The sequence below is a fragment of the Curtobacterium sp. UCD-KPL2560 genome (genome assembly GCF_001705035.1).
Taxonomy (GTDB): domain Bacteria; phylum Actinomycetota; class Actinomycetes; order Actinomycetales; family Microbacteriaceae; genus Curtobacterium.
The window spans coordinates 1-14676 of sequence record NZ_MCIG01000077.1 but is presented as its reverse complement, the minus strand read 5'-3'; the positions used below and the strand labels follow the sequence as shown (position 1 = coordinate 14676).

13 protein-coding genes are annotated in these 14676 nt (G+C 71.3%); 10 read left to right on the top strand and 3 right to left on the bottom strand.

The features are described from left to right. The first annotated feature begins 64 nt into the window (after positions 1 to 64). From BEP24_RS13945 to BEP24_RS13935, 3 genes are all read left to right on the top strand, one after another. Positions 65 to 262, top strand: coding sequence for a hypothetical protein (locus BEP24_RS13945; RefSeq protein WP_071246097.1), 198 nt, complete (start codon positions 65 to 67; stop codon positions 260 to 262). A gap of 74 nt (positions 263 to 336) precedes the next feature. Beyond that, positions 337 to 1458, top strand: coding sequence for a GuaB3 family IMP dehydrogenase-related protein (locus BEP24_RS13940; protein ID WP_065964410.1), 1122 nt, complete (start codon positions 337 to 339; stop codon positions 1456 to 1458). 111 nt (positions 1459 to 1569) lie between these two features. Then, entirely contained in the window at positions 1570 to 3483 is a 1914-nt protein-coding gene (locus BEP24_RS13935; RefSeq protein WP_065964406.1) for a glycerol-3-phosphate dehydrogenase/oxidase, read from the top strand. A gap of 112 nt (positions 3484 to 3595) precedes the next feature. On the opposite strand, the gene BEP24_RS13930 is transcribed toward BEP24_RS13935, so the two are convergent. Beyond that, positions 3596 to 4111: a hypothetical protein gene (locus BEP24_RS13930; protein WP_065964404.1), complete on the bottom strand. Its 516-nt coding sequence runs from the start codon at positions 4109 to 4111 to the stop codon at positions 3596 to 3598. Between the two features lie 74 nt (positions 4112 to 4185). On the opposite strand from BEP24_RS13930, the gene BEP24_RS13925 reads away from it, so the two are divergent. Genes BEP24_RS13925 through guaA form a run of 5 tightly spaced genes read left to right on the top strand, consistent with a single transcriptional unit; the run spans position 4186 to position 9101 of the window. Further along, a complete protein-coding gene (locus BEP24_RS13925; RefSeq protein ID WP_058728934.1) occupies positions 4186 to 4716 on the top strand; it encodes a TrkA C-terminal domain-containing protein in 531 nt (176 codons plus the stop codon). Positions 4717 to 4719: 3 nt separating this feature from the next. Then, the gene (locus tag BEP24_RS13920) at positions 4720 to 6204 is read left to right on the top strand and encodes a cation:proton antiporter (protein ID WP_065964402.1); all 1485 of its coding nucleotides are present in this window, start codon (positions 4720 to 4722) and stop codon (positions 6202 to 6204) included. A gap of 5 nt (positions 6205 to 6209) precedes the next feature. Further along, positions 6210 to 7067 carry an SURF1 family protein gene (locus BEP24_RS13915; RefSeq protein WP_065964400.1) on the top strand — a complete coding sequence of 286 codons (858 nt, stop codon included), beginning with the start codon at positions 6210 to 6212 and terminating at the stop codon, positions 7065 to 7067. Positions 7068 to 7077: 10 nt separating this feature from the next. Beyond that, entirely contained in the window at positions 7078 to 7524 is a 447-nt protein-coding gene (locus BEP24_RS13910) for a DUF3817 domain-containing protein (RefSeq protein ID WP_065964398.1), read from the top strand. Further along, positions 7521 to 9101 (top strand): glutamine-hydrolyzing GMP synthase, encoded by a 1581-nt coding sequence (gene guaA, locus BEP24_RS13905; RefSeq protein ID WP_065964396.1) that lies wholly within the window; start codon positions 7521 to 7523, stop codon positions 9099 to 9101. The genes BEP24_RS13910 and guaA overlap by 4 nt, the downstream gene beginning before the upstream one ends. Positions 9102 to 9278: 177 nt before the next feature. Here guaA and BEP24_RS13900 read toward each other — a convergent pair whose 3' ends face one another. Continuing rightward, on the bottom strand, positions 9279 to 10181 hold the full coding sequence (locus BEP24_RS13900; RefSeq protein WP_065964395.1) for a Bax inhibitor-1/YccA family protein: 903 nt from the start codon (positions 10179 to 10181) through the stop codon (positions 9279 to 9281). Positions 10182 to 10422: 241 nt separating this feature from the next. Here BEP24_RS13900 and BEP24_RS13895 point away from each other — a divergent pair, with 241 nt between their 5' ends. Next, the gene (locus BEP24_RS13895; protein WP_065964393.1) at positions 10423 to 11436 is read left to right on the top strand and encodes a glycerophosphodiester phosphodiesterase family protein; all 1014 of its coding nucleotides are present in this window, start codon (positions 10423 to 10425) and stop codon (positions 11434 to 11436) included. Between the two features lie 163 nt (positions 11437 to 11599). Here the strand turns inward: BEP24_RS13895 and BEP24_RS17705 are convergent, their stop codons facing one another. After that, on the bottom strand, positions 11600 to 12076 hold the full coding sequence (locus BEP24_RS17705; RefSeq protein WP_171898824.1) for a hypothetical protein: 477 nt from the start codon (positions 12074 to 12076) through the stop codon (positions 11600 to 11602). 330 nt (positions 12077 to 12406) lie between these two features. Here BEP24_RS17705 and BEP24_RS13885 point away from each other — a divergent pair. Further along, positions 12407 to 14676: UvrD-helicase domain-containing protein (locus BEP24_RS13885; protein ID WP_253181701.1), on the top strand; the 2270-nt coding region annotated here is incomplete at its 3' end.

The window sequence follows — 14676 nt, the reverse complement described above, 5'->3', positions numbered from 1 at the left end:
CGTCGTGCCTCGGCGCGGCCGGGAGGCCCGACCTACCCCCCGCCCGTCGGCTAGCGTGACGCGGGTGCGCAGCCCCGGCCCCCTCGTGCTCGACGCCCTGGTGTGGGTGGTGTTCGCGGCGCTCTTCGTCGGGGCGGCCCTGCTCGTCAAGGTCGCGGCCGTGCTCCTGGTCGTCCTCGTGGTGCTCGCGGTGCTGCTCGGCCTCGTGCTCCGGGTGCTCCGTCGCCACCGCGGTCGGCCGAGCGGTCGTCCCCGGCGCTGACCGGTCCCTGCGAGGCGGCCGTCCTGCACCGTCCACCCGTGCCACCGCGACACCCCGCCCGCTAGGCTTGCCCGGTGACTGAAGTCGAGATCGGTGCTGGCAAGCGCGGCAGTCGGGCGTACGCGTTCGACGACATCGCGGTGGTCCCCTCGCGGCGCACCCGCGACCCGCACGACGTGAGCGTGCAGTGGTCGATCGACGCCTTCACCTTCGCGTCGCCGATCCTCTCCGCGCCGATGGACTCCGTGTCCTCGCCGGCCACGGTGATCCAGATGGGCAAGCTCGGGATCCTCGGCGTGCTCGACCTCGAGGGCCTGTGGACCCGCTACGAGGACCCGACGCCGTACTACGAGGAGATCAAGACCCTCACCGACGGCAACGTCACCAAGCGCATGCAGGAGATCTACTCGGAGCCCGTCAAGGCCGAGCTGATCACCGCACGCCTGGCCGAGATCCGTGCCGCCGGGGTCCCGGTCGCCGGGTCGCTCAGCCCGCAGCGCACGCAGGAGTTCTCGCAGACGGTCGTCGACGCCGGTGTCGACCTGTTCGTCATCCGCGGCACCACGGTCTCGGCGGAGCACGTCTCCCAGAACCAGGAGCCGCTCAACCTCAAGAAGTTCATCTACGAGCTCGACGTCCCGGTGATCGTCGGCGGTGCCTCGACGTACACGTCGGCGCTGCACCTCATGCGCACCGGTGCCGCGGGCGTGCTCGTCGGCTTCGGCGGCGGCGCGGCCTCGACCACGCGTGCCGCGCTCGGCATCCACGCGCCGATGGCGACAGCGGTGGCCGACGTCGCGGGTGCCCGTCGTGACTACCTGGACGAGTCCGGCGGCCGCTACGTGCACGTCATCGCCGACGGCGGTCTCGACACCGCGGGCGACATCGTCAAGGCGATCGCGGTCGGCGCCGACGCGGTCATGCTCGGCACCGCCCTCGCCCGCGCGACCGAGGCTCCGGGTGGTGGCTTCCACTGGGGTGCCGAGGCGCACCACCTCGAGCTGCCCCGCGGCCGCCGCGTCGAGGTCGGGCAGATCGCCCCGCTCGAGAACATCCTCAACGGCCCCACCCCGTCGTGGGACGGCCGGGCCAACCTGGTCGGCGCACTCCGACGGTCGATGGCCACGACCGGGTACTCCGACGTCAAGGAGTTCCAGCGAGTAGAAGTGGTCGTGGCGCCGTACCACCAGCAGTGACGCGTCCCGTGCTCCCGCACGGGTGACATCCCGGCGCCGACCGTGCCGGGGCGGACCCGGTTCGGAACGTGCTCGGGGGCCGGCTCCGGGCGTGGACGCTCGGAGGCGACGATGGCGAAGGCACCCACCAGCACGACCGACAAGGCAGCGACCGGCCGCGACGGCAGCACGAGCGGTTCAGCCGCCACCGGCCGGTCGCAGGGCGTCGGCTTCGACCCGACGGCCAAGCTCGGCCCCGAGGAGCGCGCCGCGGCGATCGAGGCCCTGAAGACCAAGGAGCTCGACGTCCTGGTGGTCGGCGGCGGCATCGTCGGCGGCGGCAGCGCGCTCGACGCCGTCACCCGTGGCCTGAGCGTCGGCATCGTCGAGGCGCGCGACTGGGGATCGGGCACGTCGAGCCGGTCGTCGAAGCTCGTGCACGGCGGCATCCGCTACCTCGAGCAGCTCAACTTCTCGCTCGTGCGCGAGGCCCTCATCGAACGCGGACTGCTGCTCCAGCGCATCGCGCCGCACCTGGTGAAGCCGGTCCGATTCCTCTACCCGCTCACCCACCCCGTCTGGGAGCGGTTCTACATCGGCATCGGCATGGCGATGTACGACGTCTTCAGCTGGTCCGGCGGCCGCCCGCCCGGCGTCCCGCACCACCGGCACCTCAGCCGCAAGCAGGTCCTCAAGAACATGCCGGGCCTGAAGAAGGACGCCTTCGTCGGCGGCATGACCTACTACGACGCGCAGGTCGACGACGCCCGCTACGTCTCGTCGCTCGTCCGCACCGCCGCGTCGTACGGCGCGCTCGCGGCCAGCCGGGTCCGCATCGAGGGGTTCATCAAGGTCGGCGAGCGCGTCGTCGGAGCCCATGCGCACGACATCCAGACCGGCGAGCATTTCGACATCCGGGCGAAGCAGGTCGTCAACGCGACGGGCGTCTGGACGGACGACACCCAGGCGATGATCGGCACGCGCGGCCAGTTCAAGGTGCGGGCGTCGAAGGGCGTGCACCTCGTCGTCCCGCGCGACCGGTTCCAGTCGAACACGGGGATGATCCTCCGCACCGAGAAGAGCGTGCTGTTCGTCATCCCGTGGGGTCGGCACTGGCTCGTCGGGACCACCGACACCGACTGGGAGCTCGACAAGGCGCACCCGGCGGCGACCGCGGCGGACATCGACTACATCCTCGAGCACGTCAACAAGGTGCTCGCGGTCCCGCTCACCCGCGAGGACGTCGAGGGCGTGTACGCCGGCCTCCGCCCGCTGCTCGCGGGGCAGTCGGACCAGACCTCGCAGCTCAGCCGCGAGCACGTCGTCGCGCACACCGTCCCCGGCCTGGTGGTCGTCGCCGGTGGGAAGTGGACGACCTACCGCGTGATGGGCAAGGACGCGATCGACGAGGCCGTCGCCGCGATGGACGGCAAGATCCCGGAGTCGACGACGGAGGACATCCCGCTGCTCGGCGCCGAGGGGTACCCGGCCGCGTGGAACCGCCGCGGACGCACGGCGCGGGCCGCGGGGCTGCACAAGGTCCGGATCGAGCACCTGCTGAACCGGTACGGCACGCTCGCGACCGAGGTGCTCGCGCTCGTCGACGCGGACCCGTCGCTCGGCGAGCCGCTGCCGCAGGCCGACGACTACATCGGCGCGGAGGTCGTGTACGCGGCCTCGCACGAGGGTGCCCTGCACCTGGAGGACGTCCTCGCCCGCCGCACCCGCATCTCGATCGAGGCCTGGGACCGCGGGGAGTCGGCGGCCCCGGTCGCGGCGAAGCTCATGGCGGACGTGCTCGGCTGGGACCAGGAGACCACCGAGCACGAGGTCGCGAACTACCTCAAGCGGGTCGCCGCCGAGCGGGAGTCGCAGCTGCAGCCCGACGACGAGTCCGCGGACCGCGTGCGGCTCGAGGCGCCGGACATCGCGTTCGGGTTCGACGAGGACGACGTGGTCGTCGGCGGCGGCCGGTCGAGCGGCGCTGAGGGCGCGAAGGCCTCGGACGAGCAGGTCATCGGCGAGAAGACGTCCGAGCCGCGGTAGCGCGGTCGCGTCCACGCCGGGCCGGCCCGGTGACGGACGGGAGGCGCGTGGCGGGCCCGCCACGCGCCTCCCGTCCGTCCGTCCGCACGTCCACGGCGCGAGCCGCCGTCGGTCAGGCGGGTCGCGCCGGAGCAGCGGTCCGACGCGCGGACCGGGTCAGCCCGACGACGAGCACGACCGGGACGGCCACGAAGGCGATCCCGCTCGTCAGGTACCGGACACCGGCCCACACGGTGTGCGCAGCGCCGCCGACCCCGAAGCCGTCGGCGACGTCCATGCCGAGCGCGAAGCCGCTCGCGAACGACACGGGCGCCCCCAGCGCGACGACAGCGAGCAGCGCGGCGACGAGCACGGTGGTCGGCGCCCGCGCCACGAGCAGCCAGGTGGCCAGCACGACGGCGACGACCACGCCCGCGATGCCGAGGCCGACGACGGTCGCGACGTCCGCGCCGACCGCGAAGCCCTGCCGGTCGAGCTCGGCGTACAGCCCGTCGAGCGAGCGACCGGGCACGGCGGCGAGCGGGTCGAGCACGAGTGCGTCGACGACGAGCAGTGCCGCGTACGCCGCGACGACCAGGACCCCCACGACCGCGACCGTGACGCGTCGGGCCCCCCATGTGTTCCCCATGCGACGACCGTAGCGCCCGGAATGCCGCGTCGGGGCCGGTGGTTATCATCGGGGTACTCACCAAGGGAGCCATCATGGTCGACGTCCATCGCGTCAAACTCCCCGGAGTCGGCGTGCTGCACAGCTTCTACACCGACGACGGTGGCAAGTGCGGTGTCATCACGCACCGGTCGGGGCACTCCGACCTCATCTCGTTCGCCGACGTCTCCGACGGCGCGGACAAGTCCGAGAAGGTCTCGCTCCGCCTGAGCGAGGACGAGGCGCACACACTCGCCGAACTCCTCGGCGGCACCCGCATCACCGAGGGCCTCGACAAGCTCGACGAGATCCCCGGACTGTCGATCGACTGGTTCAGCGTCGACTACGAGGACGCCATCGCGGGCAAGCCCCTCGGCGACCTGCACGACTCGGGCTTCATCGGCCTCACCGTCGTCGCGGTCGTCCGCGGCGACAGCGCGAACCCCGCGCCCTCGCCCGACTTCGTCGTGTTCCCCGGTGACACCATCGTCGTCGCGGGCGCTCCCGAGAAGGTCGCCAAGGCGTTCTCCTTCTACCGCAGCGGACAGCTGGCGGCGGCCGCCGCCGAGGCGCCGCCCGGGAGCTGACCCGTGCACCTCGGCGGCGAACTGCTCACCATCGGTGTGCTGTTCGTCATCGCCTACGTGCTCGGGCGACTGGGCAAGACCATCGGTCTGCCCGCCATCCCGATCTACATGGTGGTCGGGCTCATCGCGAGCCCGCACACCCCGTGGATCGGGCTCAACGTCGAGTCGCACACGATCGAGCTCATCGCGACGTTCGGTCTGATCCTGCTGCTGTTCAACCTCGGGTTGGAGTTCGACCAGGAGGAGTTCTACGGCAACGCCGGCAAGCTCCTGGTGTCCGGCGGCACGTACGTCGCGATCAACATGGGCATCGGGTTCGCCTTCGGGTTCTCGCTCGGCTGGGGCACCCGTGAAGCGCTGATCATCGCGGGCATGACGGCGACGTCGTCGAGTGCGATCGTCACGAAGCTGCTCATCGAGCTGCGGCGTCTGGCGAACGACGAGACCCCGATGATCCTCGGCGTCACCGTGATCGAGGACGTCTTCATCGCCATCTACCTGGCGATCGTCTCGGTCGTGCTGTCCGGCGACACGAACGTCTGGGGCGTGGTCGGCAAGCTCGGCCTGGCGTTCGGGTTCCTCGTCGTGATGTTCACCCTCGCCCGGTTCGCCGGCAAGTGGGTGTCGAAGATCTTCGCGACCCGCGACGACGAACTGTTCACGGTGCTGTTCTTCGGCCTCGCGGTGATGTTCGGCGGCATCGGCGACCTGCTCGGCGTCACCGACGCGATCGGTGCGTTCGTGATCGGCCTGCTCTGTGGTGCGACCCGCTACCGGGACCGCATCGAGCAGCTGGCCCTGCCGATGCGCGACGTCTTCGCGGCGTTCTTCTTCGTGAACTTCGGGCTCGGCCTCGACCTGTCCACCTTCGGCGAGGTGCTCTGGCCCGTCCTGGGTGCGATCGGCATGACCGTCGTGCTCAACGCCGTGGCGGGTCAGCTCGTCGCCCGGATGAACGGCTTCAGCGTCCAGCAGGGCATCAACACCGCGGTGATCCTGGTGAACCGCGGCGAGTTCGCGCTCATCCTCGCGACGCTGTCGGCTGCCGCCGGCCTGGAGGCACGGATCACCGCCTTCGCCGGCCTGTACGTGCTCGTCATGGCCGTCCTCGGGCCGCTGCTCGCGGTGAACTCGGACCGGATCGGCCGCCTCGTGGTGCGGCCGGCGCGCGTCGCGCGGCTGCGCACGCGCCTGCGCTCGCGACTCGGCCGCGGTGCCGGCGCGGTCCCGGCCGGTCCCGCGCTCGACGAGGCGGTGGAGGCCGCGGCCGAGGCCGGGGTCGCCGACCAGGACGCCGCGGCCGCCGCCCGACGAGCCGAGCGCGACCGGCAGTTCGCGGAGGAGTTCGCCCTCGTGGAGGCGGCGGGCAGGGAAGCGCGCGACAATGAGACCGCCGACCCGGAGACCGTCGAACCCGTGACGTCGCCGGTCGAGCTCCCCGCCGAACGCCGAACGCGTCCGGTCCGCCAGCGCGATCCGGAGTACTGATACAGATGTGGGCCGTAGCCCGACGACCGAGGTGGATCGCGCTGCTCCTGCTGGCGCTCGTGCTCGCGGCGGTGTTCGCCGGCCTGGGCAAGTGGCAGCTGGAGCGGAGCATCGCGAACGGCAAGCCCCTGCCCGCCACGACCGAGACGCGCAAGGCGCTCGACGACGTCACCGAGCCCGAGCGCGGCGCGCCGGAACAGCTCGCGGGGCAGCTGGTGACCGTCACGGGCACGTTCGTCGCCGGGGACACGACCCTGCTCACCGGGCGCTCCGGCGGCGGGACCTACCAGACCGTCGGGCACCTGGTCGACGAGGGCAGCGGCGCGAGCCTGCCCGTCGTCATCGGGTGGTCCGACCAGCGGCGGCAGGCACTCGCCGGCGGAGAGCGCATCGCGGACGGCGATCGCGTCACCGTCGAGGGCCGCTACTACCCCGCGGAGTCGCCCGACCAGGACAAGTACCAGCAGGGCGAGTTCTCGGCCGTCGCCCCCGCCCGGTTCGTGAACACCTGGAAGGCGTTCGACGACCGGATGTACATCGGGTACGTCGTCGCCGACGGCACCACCGCGAAGGCCGCCGGCCTCGGCACCATCGCCGACCGGGCCCCCACGCGCGAGGTCCAGTTCGACTGGCTCAACCTGTTCTACGCGGTCGAGTGGGTCGTCTTCGCCGGGTTCGCCGTCTTCCTCTGGTACCGGTTCGTGAAGGACGCCTTCGAACGTGAACAGGAGGAGGGTCTCGAGGCGGCGACTCGCTCCGCGTCGTCCGTTGCTTCCCCTGGCGCTGCTGCCGGCGGTTCCGCGGACGACGGTCCCGACGCCGGGGCCACCGCCGGCTCGGGTGCCGACACGGTCCGACGGTAGGATCGTCGGCATGGCTCTGACCGTCCGCCCCCGCGACGTCCCGAAGATCCCCGGGGCCGTCAAGTGGTACCGCGTCTCGGCGTACATCACGGGCGTGCTGCTGCTCGCCCTGGTCGTCGAGGTGATCATCAAGTACACGCCGCTGCAGCGCGAGATGCAGCTCGGCAACGGGCCGTTCTTCGTCCCGAACGGCACCGCGGGTGAGGCGCCCGGCACGTTCAACCTGTCGATCGCGATCCTCATCGCCCACGGCTGGCTGTACGTCCTCTACCTCTTCACGGACTTCCGTCTGTGGAGCATCATGCGCTGGAGGCCGTCCCGCTTCCTGCTCATCGCCCTCGGGGGCATCATCCCCTTCATGTCCTTCGTGGTCGAGCACCGCATGCAGAAGAAGGCCATGGACACCTACCACGAGCTGACCGCTGCCCAGCAGCGTGAGAAGGAGGCCGCTCGGTGAGCGAGACCGACCAGCGTCCAGTCCTCGTCGTCGACTTCGGCGCCCAGTACGCGCAGCTGATCGCACGTCGCGTGCGCGAGGCGAACGTCTACAGCGAGATCGTCCCGCACTCCATCACCGCGGACGAGGTCAAGGCGAAGGACCCGGCGGCCATCGTGCTGTCCGGCGGCCCGTCGTCCGTCTACGAGGAGGGCGCCCCCGCACTCGACGGCGGCATCCTCGACCTCGGCGTCCCGGTGCTCGGCATCTGCTACGGCTTCCAGGCCATGGCGAAGTCGCTCGGCGGCGAGGTCGCCCAGACCGGCCAGCGCGAGTACGGCGCGACCGACGTCACCGTCACGGGCACCGACAGCGTGCTGCTCGGCGACCAGCCGGCGTCGCAGGTCACGTGGATGTCGCACGGCGACTCCGTGGCCAAGGCGCCCGAGGGCTTCGAGGTCCTCGCGTCGACCGCGTCGACGCCCGTCGCGGCGTTCGCGTCCGACGAGCGCAAGCTCTACGGCGTGCAGTGGCACCCCGAGGTGAAGCACTCCGTGTTCGGCCAGGCCGTGCTCGAGAACTTCCTGCACCGTGCCGCCGGTCTGCCGGGGGACTGGAACGCGAACAACGTCATCGAGGAGCAGGTCGCCCGCATCCGCGAGCAGGTCGGTTCCGCGCGGGTCATCGCCGGGCTCTCCGGTGGTGTCGACTCCGCCGTCGCCGCAGCGCTCGTGCACGAGGCCGTCGGGGACCAGCTCACCTGCGTGTTCGTCGACCACGGGCTCCTCCGCGCCGACGAGCGCAAGCAGGTGGAGGAGGACTACGTCGCCTCGACCGGTGTCCGTCTGGTCACCGTCGACGCCGAGCAGCAGTTCCTCGACGCCCTCGCCGGGGTCAGCGACCCCGAGCAGAAGCGCAAGATCATCGGGCGCGAGTTCATCCGCACGTTCGAGGCCGCGGCCGAGGCGCTCGTCCTCGAGGCGCGCGGCGACGAGGGCTCCGGCGAGGTCAAGTTCCTCGTCCAGGGCACCCTCTACCCCGACGTCGTCGAGTCCGGCGGCGGCTCGGGCACGGCGAACATCAAGTCGCACCACAACGTCGGTGGCCTGCCCGAGGACATGACGTTCGAGCTCGTCGAGCCGCTGCGCACGCTGTTCAAGGACGAGGTCCGCGCGGTCGGTCGCGAGCTCGGGCTGCCCGAGGTCATCGTCGGCCGCCAGCCGTTCCCCGGCCCGGGTCTCGGCATCCGCATCGTCGGAGAGGTCACGCGCGACCGCCTCGAGCTGCTCCGTGCGGCGGACAAGATCGCCCGCGAGGAACTCACCGCGGCCGGCCTCGACCAGGAGATCTGGCAGTGCCCGGTCGTGCTGCTCGCCGACGTCCGCTCGGTGGGCGTGCAGGGCGACGGCCGCACCTACGGCCACCCGATCGTGCTCCGTCCGGTGTCCTCCGAGGACGCCATGACGGCCGACTGGACGCGCCTGCCGTACGACACCCTGGCGAAGATCTCGAACCGCATCACGAACGAGGTGCCCGACGTCAACCGGGTCGTGCTCGACGTCACGTCGAAGCCGCCGGGGACGATCGAGTGGGAGTAGTCGCTCCCTGACGCTCCGAGGGCCCGGCACGCACTGCGTGCCGGGCCCTCGTGCGTGCGCGGGGAGCGGGCGTGCCGTTCGCCCCGGGAACGGACGGGGCCCCGGGAACGGACGGGGCCCCGGGAACGACAGAGGGCCCCGGCGTGTGCCGGGGCCCTCCGTGTCGAACGGGGTCGACTAGTTGCGCTGGCTGCTCGCGATGATCGCGAGGATGCGCAGGATCTCGAGGTACAGCCACACCAGGGTGACGATGAGGCCGAACGCCGCCGTCCACGCGTAGATGCGGGGAGCGCCGCGCTGCACGCCGGTCTTGATCTGGTCGAAGTCGAGGATCAGCGAGTAGGCCGCCATGACCACGACGAAGATGCCGATCAGGACGCCCCATGGGATGCCGAACAGGAAGCTCGGCTCACTCCGTAAACCGAACGAGCCCGCGGTGACGCCAGTGGCTTGCAGGACGATACTGACAATCGAAAAGATCAGGTATCCGACCATCGCGACGAGGAAGAAACGGGTAGCTTTGGGCGTCGCGCGCACCTTGCCGGACGTGAAGAGTAGCAGTGTGACAGCGAAGACCCCAAGAGTGCCAAAAATCGCCTGGGTGACGATACCGTCGGAGACTTCGTTGAAAGTGGCCGAGATGCCACCAACAAATATTCCTTCGAAGAAGGCGTATAGCAGCACGAGTGCCGGCGACGGCTTCTTCTTGAAGGTGTTGACGAGCGCGAGCACGAAGCCGACCAGGGCGCCGACAATCCAGACGACCGGGGGCAGGTTCCACCCGGCGACCGCACCGACGAGGAGCACGCCGAACGCCAGGAGCGTCTTGACGATGGTGTCCTCGTAGGACATGCGGTCGGTGTCGACCTTGTCGGCGGTCGGGCGGTCGTACATGTACTGCAGCTGCTCGGGCGACAGTCCCTGCTGCGGGTACTGACCCTGCTGGGGGTACTGCTGCTGCGGGTACTGGTTCGGGGTCTGTCCCCAGCCCGCCTGCTGCTGACCAGCGCCGGCGCCCCAGGCGCCGCGGCCCTGGTCGTTGAAGGCGGGGGACTGGTCGAAACCGGGCTTGAAGGCCATGGTGTCCTCTTCCTTGGAGATTCGAGTCCTCTCAGCCTAGGGTCGCTGCACCGCGGAAGGCTGAGGATTCGCGGCGAGCGGAAGCGGGTCCTGACGGTCCCGACACCTCCGGAGCCTACGGTCGCGGTCTGCGTGCACGCCCCGAGCGGGCCGAGCAGTCGCCCACTGTCTGCGACGTCTCGCAGCAGCGGACCGGCAGCACGTCACCGCCCGGTCACGACGCGGCAGTACGGTACGGCGCATGACCCAGGTGATCGCCCACCGCGGCGCGTCCGGACACCGCCCCGAGCACTCCCGCGCCGCGTACGAGCTCGCGGTCGAGCTCGGCGCCGACGCGATCGAACCGGACCTCGTCCCGACGAAGGACGGCGTGCTCGTGCTGCGCCACGAGAACGAGGTCTCCGGCACGACCGACGTCGCCGAGCGCCCCGAGTTCGCCCACCTGCGGACGACGAAGACGATCGACGGGCAGACGGTGACGGGCTGGTTCACCGAGGACATGACGTGGGACGAGGTGCGCACCCTCACGGTCCGCGAGCGCCTGCCCGCGCTGCGCCCCGCCTCGGCCGCGCACGACGGCGAGGGGCACGTCCTGCGCCTCGAGGACCTGCTCGGCGTCCTCGACGCGGCCCCGCGCCCGGTCGGCCTCGTCGCCGAGGTCAAGCACGCCACGTTCTTCGAGCAGGCCGGGTTCCCGATGGCCGAGCTGCTCGACGACGCGCTCGGTGCCGCCGGGTGGCGGCACGACGAGCGGCTCACGATCGAGTCGTTCGAGAAGCGCGTGCTCCGGCAGCTCGGCTCACGGGACACGGGTGGCCGGCTCGTGTACCTCCAGGAGGCCCGTGGCAGCGCCGCCGACGAGGTCGCGTCCCACGGGTCCGCGGCTCCCACGTGGGCGACCGAGCGCACCGACGAGGCCCTGGCGGGATTCGCGTCGGAGTTCCACGGGATCAGCGTCGACCTCAAGACGCTGATGGCCGGGACGGACACCGTCGCCGTGGGCGATCCCCGACCGGTGCGGAGCGCGATCGTCGACCGCGCCCACGCGGCCGGCCTCGCGGTCTACACGTGGACGCTCCGACCGGAGAACCGGTTCCTCCCGGCTCCGCTGCGGCGCGGGGGCGACGTGGCGGCGCACGGCGACTGGGAGCGCTGGTTCACCTCGGTCGTGCGGACCGGGGTCGACGGCGTCTTCGCGGACCACCCGGACCTCGCGGTGCGGGCGCGGTCCCTCGTCGCGGGGCAGGCCGGCTGACGAGCCGCCCACGGGCCGGACCGATCGACGAGTGCCGTCGCCGCCGCGTCGGCCGCTTCCGCGTCCCGTCGGACACGTCGGGGTCGCGCCGGTCACGTCGGAGTCGCGCTGGTCACGTCGGCGTCGCGCCGGTAACGTCGGAGTCGTGTCGGGCGCTCGAGGGTCAGGCGACCCCGTCGGGGCGCGGACTCCCGCTCGCCTCGGTGTCGAGCCCGGGATCGGGGTCGGGATCGGCGCGGACCGGCGCGGTCGCGCGCCACGTCGCGATCGCGGCGGCTGCCCCGGCTGGGGCCGACACGAGCAGCGGGAAGACGGGTGCCGGCACGCCGCCGGACCACCACGCGCCGAGCAGGGCCGTGCCCAGCGCCGCGAGCGTGCCGGCGAGCAGGGCGTGCGCGACGACGTGCACGCCCCGTCGGAGCGGCCGTCGCGTGAGCAGGCGTCCGAGCCCGTGGGTGAACGGCGCGGCGACGACGGCGCCGCCGAGCCCGACCAGCCCGACACCGATCGCGATGATGAAGAACCACACCACGACGGCGGTCCAGTCGCCCGGGTCCTGGAGCAGGGCGAGCCACGCGCCGGCGAGCACGATCGTGACCGGTGTGGTGACGAAGGACATCCACAGCCAACTGCGTGCCACCAGCCCCACGGTGTCGCCTGCTCTCCACGGTCCCACGGTGTCCCCTGCCGTCCACGTCCCCACGGGGCCAGCCTGCACCACGCCGCCGACCGCGGCCAGCGGGTCGGGCGGGAGCCGCGCGTCCCGGTCCCGACGTCGAGGCGACCGACGTGCCGGGGGCGGGTCGCGCCTCCTGGCCGGCCGCGACGGTGGGTGGTCGACGTGCCGGGCAGGTGTCGCGCCTCCCGGTCCGGGCACGGGGTGCCGCGGCCAGGTGTCGGAGGTGGGCCGTGCCGTCGCGGTCGGACCGGGCGTGCCGGTGTCGGGGGCCGCGCCTAGACTGGCCCGGCCATGACGATCGTGCTCGACCCCTTCGACCAGTCGCCCGAGCCGGGCGCGGGCAACCGCGCCGGCGGGTACGACGACCCGTTCACCGCGGGTCTGAACCCCCAGCAGAAGGAAGCCGTCGAGTACCGCGGTGAGTCCCTGCTCATCGTGGCGGGCGCGGGCTCCGGCAAGACGAGCGTGCTGACCCGACGGATCGCCCTGCTGCTCGCGAACCGCGAAGCCTGGCCGTCGCAGATCCTCGCGATCACGTTCACGAACAAGGCCGCCGCCGAGATGCGCGAGCGCGTGCACGCCCTGGTCGGCCAGGCGTCCGAGGGCATGTGGATCTCGACGTTCCACTCCGCGTGCGTGCGGATCCTCCGGCGCGAGGCCGAGCGCTTCGGGTTCCCGCAGTCGTTCACGATCTACGACTCCGCCGACTCGCGGGCGCTGCTCAAACGGATCATCAAGGAGCTCGAGGCCGACTCGCTCGGGCTGACGGTCGGCGCGGCCTCGTCGAAGATCTCGAAGCTCAAGAACGAGCTGCAGGACGTCGACACGTACGCCAGGAACATCAACGCGAACGACCCGCAGGAGGTCATGTTCACGGAGGTGTTCCGCCGCTACACGAACGAGCTGCGTCGGGCGAACGCCTTCGACTTCGACGACCTCATCGGGCAGACGGTGTTCCTGTTCCGGGCGTTCCCCGAGGTCGCCGCGCTCTACCAGCGACGGTTCCGGTTCGTCCTGGTCGACGAGTACCAGGACACCAACCACGCGCAGTACGCCCTGATCCGCGAACTCACCCGGCCGGTGCCCGTGGAGCAGGTCGACAAGCTCGAGGACGCCGGGCAGCACGTGGAACGCATGCGCGAGGCCGACGGGTCGATCGCGCCGGCGTCCCTGACGGTCGTCGGTGACTCCGACCAGTCGATCTACGCCTTCCGCGGGGCGGACATCCGCAACATCGTCGAGTTCGAGCGGGACTTCCCGAACTCGAAGGTCATCCTGCTCGAGCAGAACTACCGGTCGACGCAGACCATCCTCGACGCCGCGAACGCCGTCATCGCGAACAACTTCGACCGGCAGGCGAAGAACCTGTTCACGGACGTCGGGGCCGGCGACAAGATCATCGGCTTCACCGGGTACACCGGCCACGACGAGGCCCAGTTCGTCGCCGACGAGATCCAGCGGCTGCACGAGGACGGCATGTCCTACCGGGACATGGCCGTGTTCTACCGGACGAACTCGCAGACCCGTGCGCTCGAGGAGATCTTCATCCGGGCGGCGATCCCGTACCGGGTGCTCGGCGGCACGAAGTTCTACGAGCGCGCCGAGATCAAGGACGCCATGGCGTACCTGATCACGGTCGCCAACCCGGCCGACCCGCTCGCGCTGCGCCGCATCCTCAACGTGCCGAAGCGCGGCATCGGGGCGGTCACCGAGACCGCGCTGCAGCGGTACGCCGACGAGCACGAGACCTCGATGCGCGAGGCCCTTCGGCACGCCGACGAGCTCGGCTTCGGGCCCAAGGTGCGGACGGCGATCACGTCCTTCGCGGCGCTGCTCGACGACGTCTCGACGCGCGCGGCGACCCAGCCGGTCGTCGACACGCTGACGCAGCTGCTCGACGGCTCGGGGCTGCTCGAGAACCTGCGGAAGTCGCCCGACGCCCAGGACTCCGCCCGGGCCGACAACATCGACGAGCTCGTGGCCGTGACCCGCGAGTTCCAGAAGAACAACCCCGAGGGCACGCTCTCCGACTTCCTCACCGAGGTCTCGCTCGTCGCGGCCGCGGACGAGCTCGACGACTCCTCGGGCACGGTGTCGCTCATGACGCTGCACACCGCGAAGGGCCTGGAGTACGACGCGGTGTTCCTGACCGGTGTCGAGGAAGACCTGCTCCCGCACCGGATGTCCGCGAACGAGCCGGGCGGCCCCGCCGAGGAACGCCGCCTGTTCTACGTCGGGATCACCCGCGCCAAGAAGTCGCTCTTCCTGTCGCTCGCGATGACCCGCGCGCAGTTCGGCGACGTCAACGTGGCGATGCCCTCCCGGTTCCTGCAGGAGATCCCCGAGGGGCTCATCGAGTGGAAGCAGTCGCCGGGCATGGCGAACAGCCGCGGTGGGACGCAGCCGCGCGCGCTCAACGCCCGGCGTGACGGCGGCAGTGCCGGGGGCTTCGGCGGAGCGGGCGGCTCGGGTGGCGGCGGCTACCGGGGCGGTGCGGCGGGTCTGCACGGCGGCGCGGACCCCCTCGTCGGTGAAGGTCGGCGGCATCCGGACGTCCATCA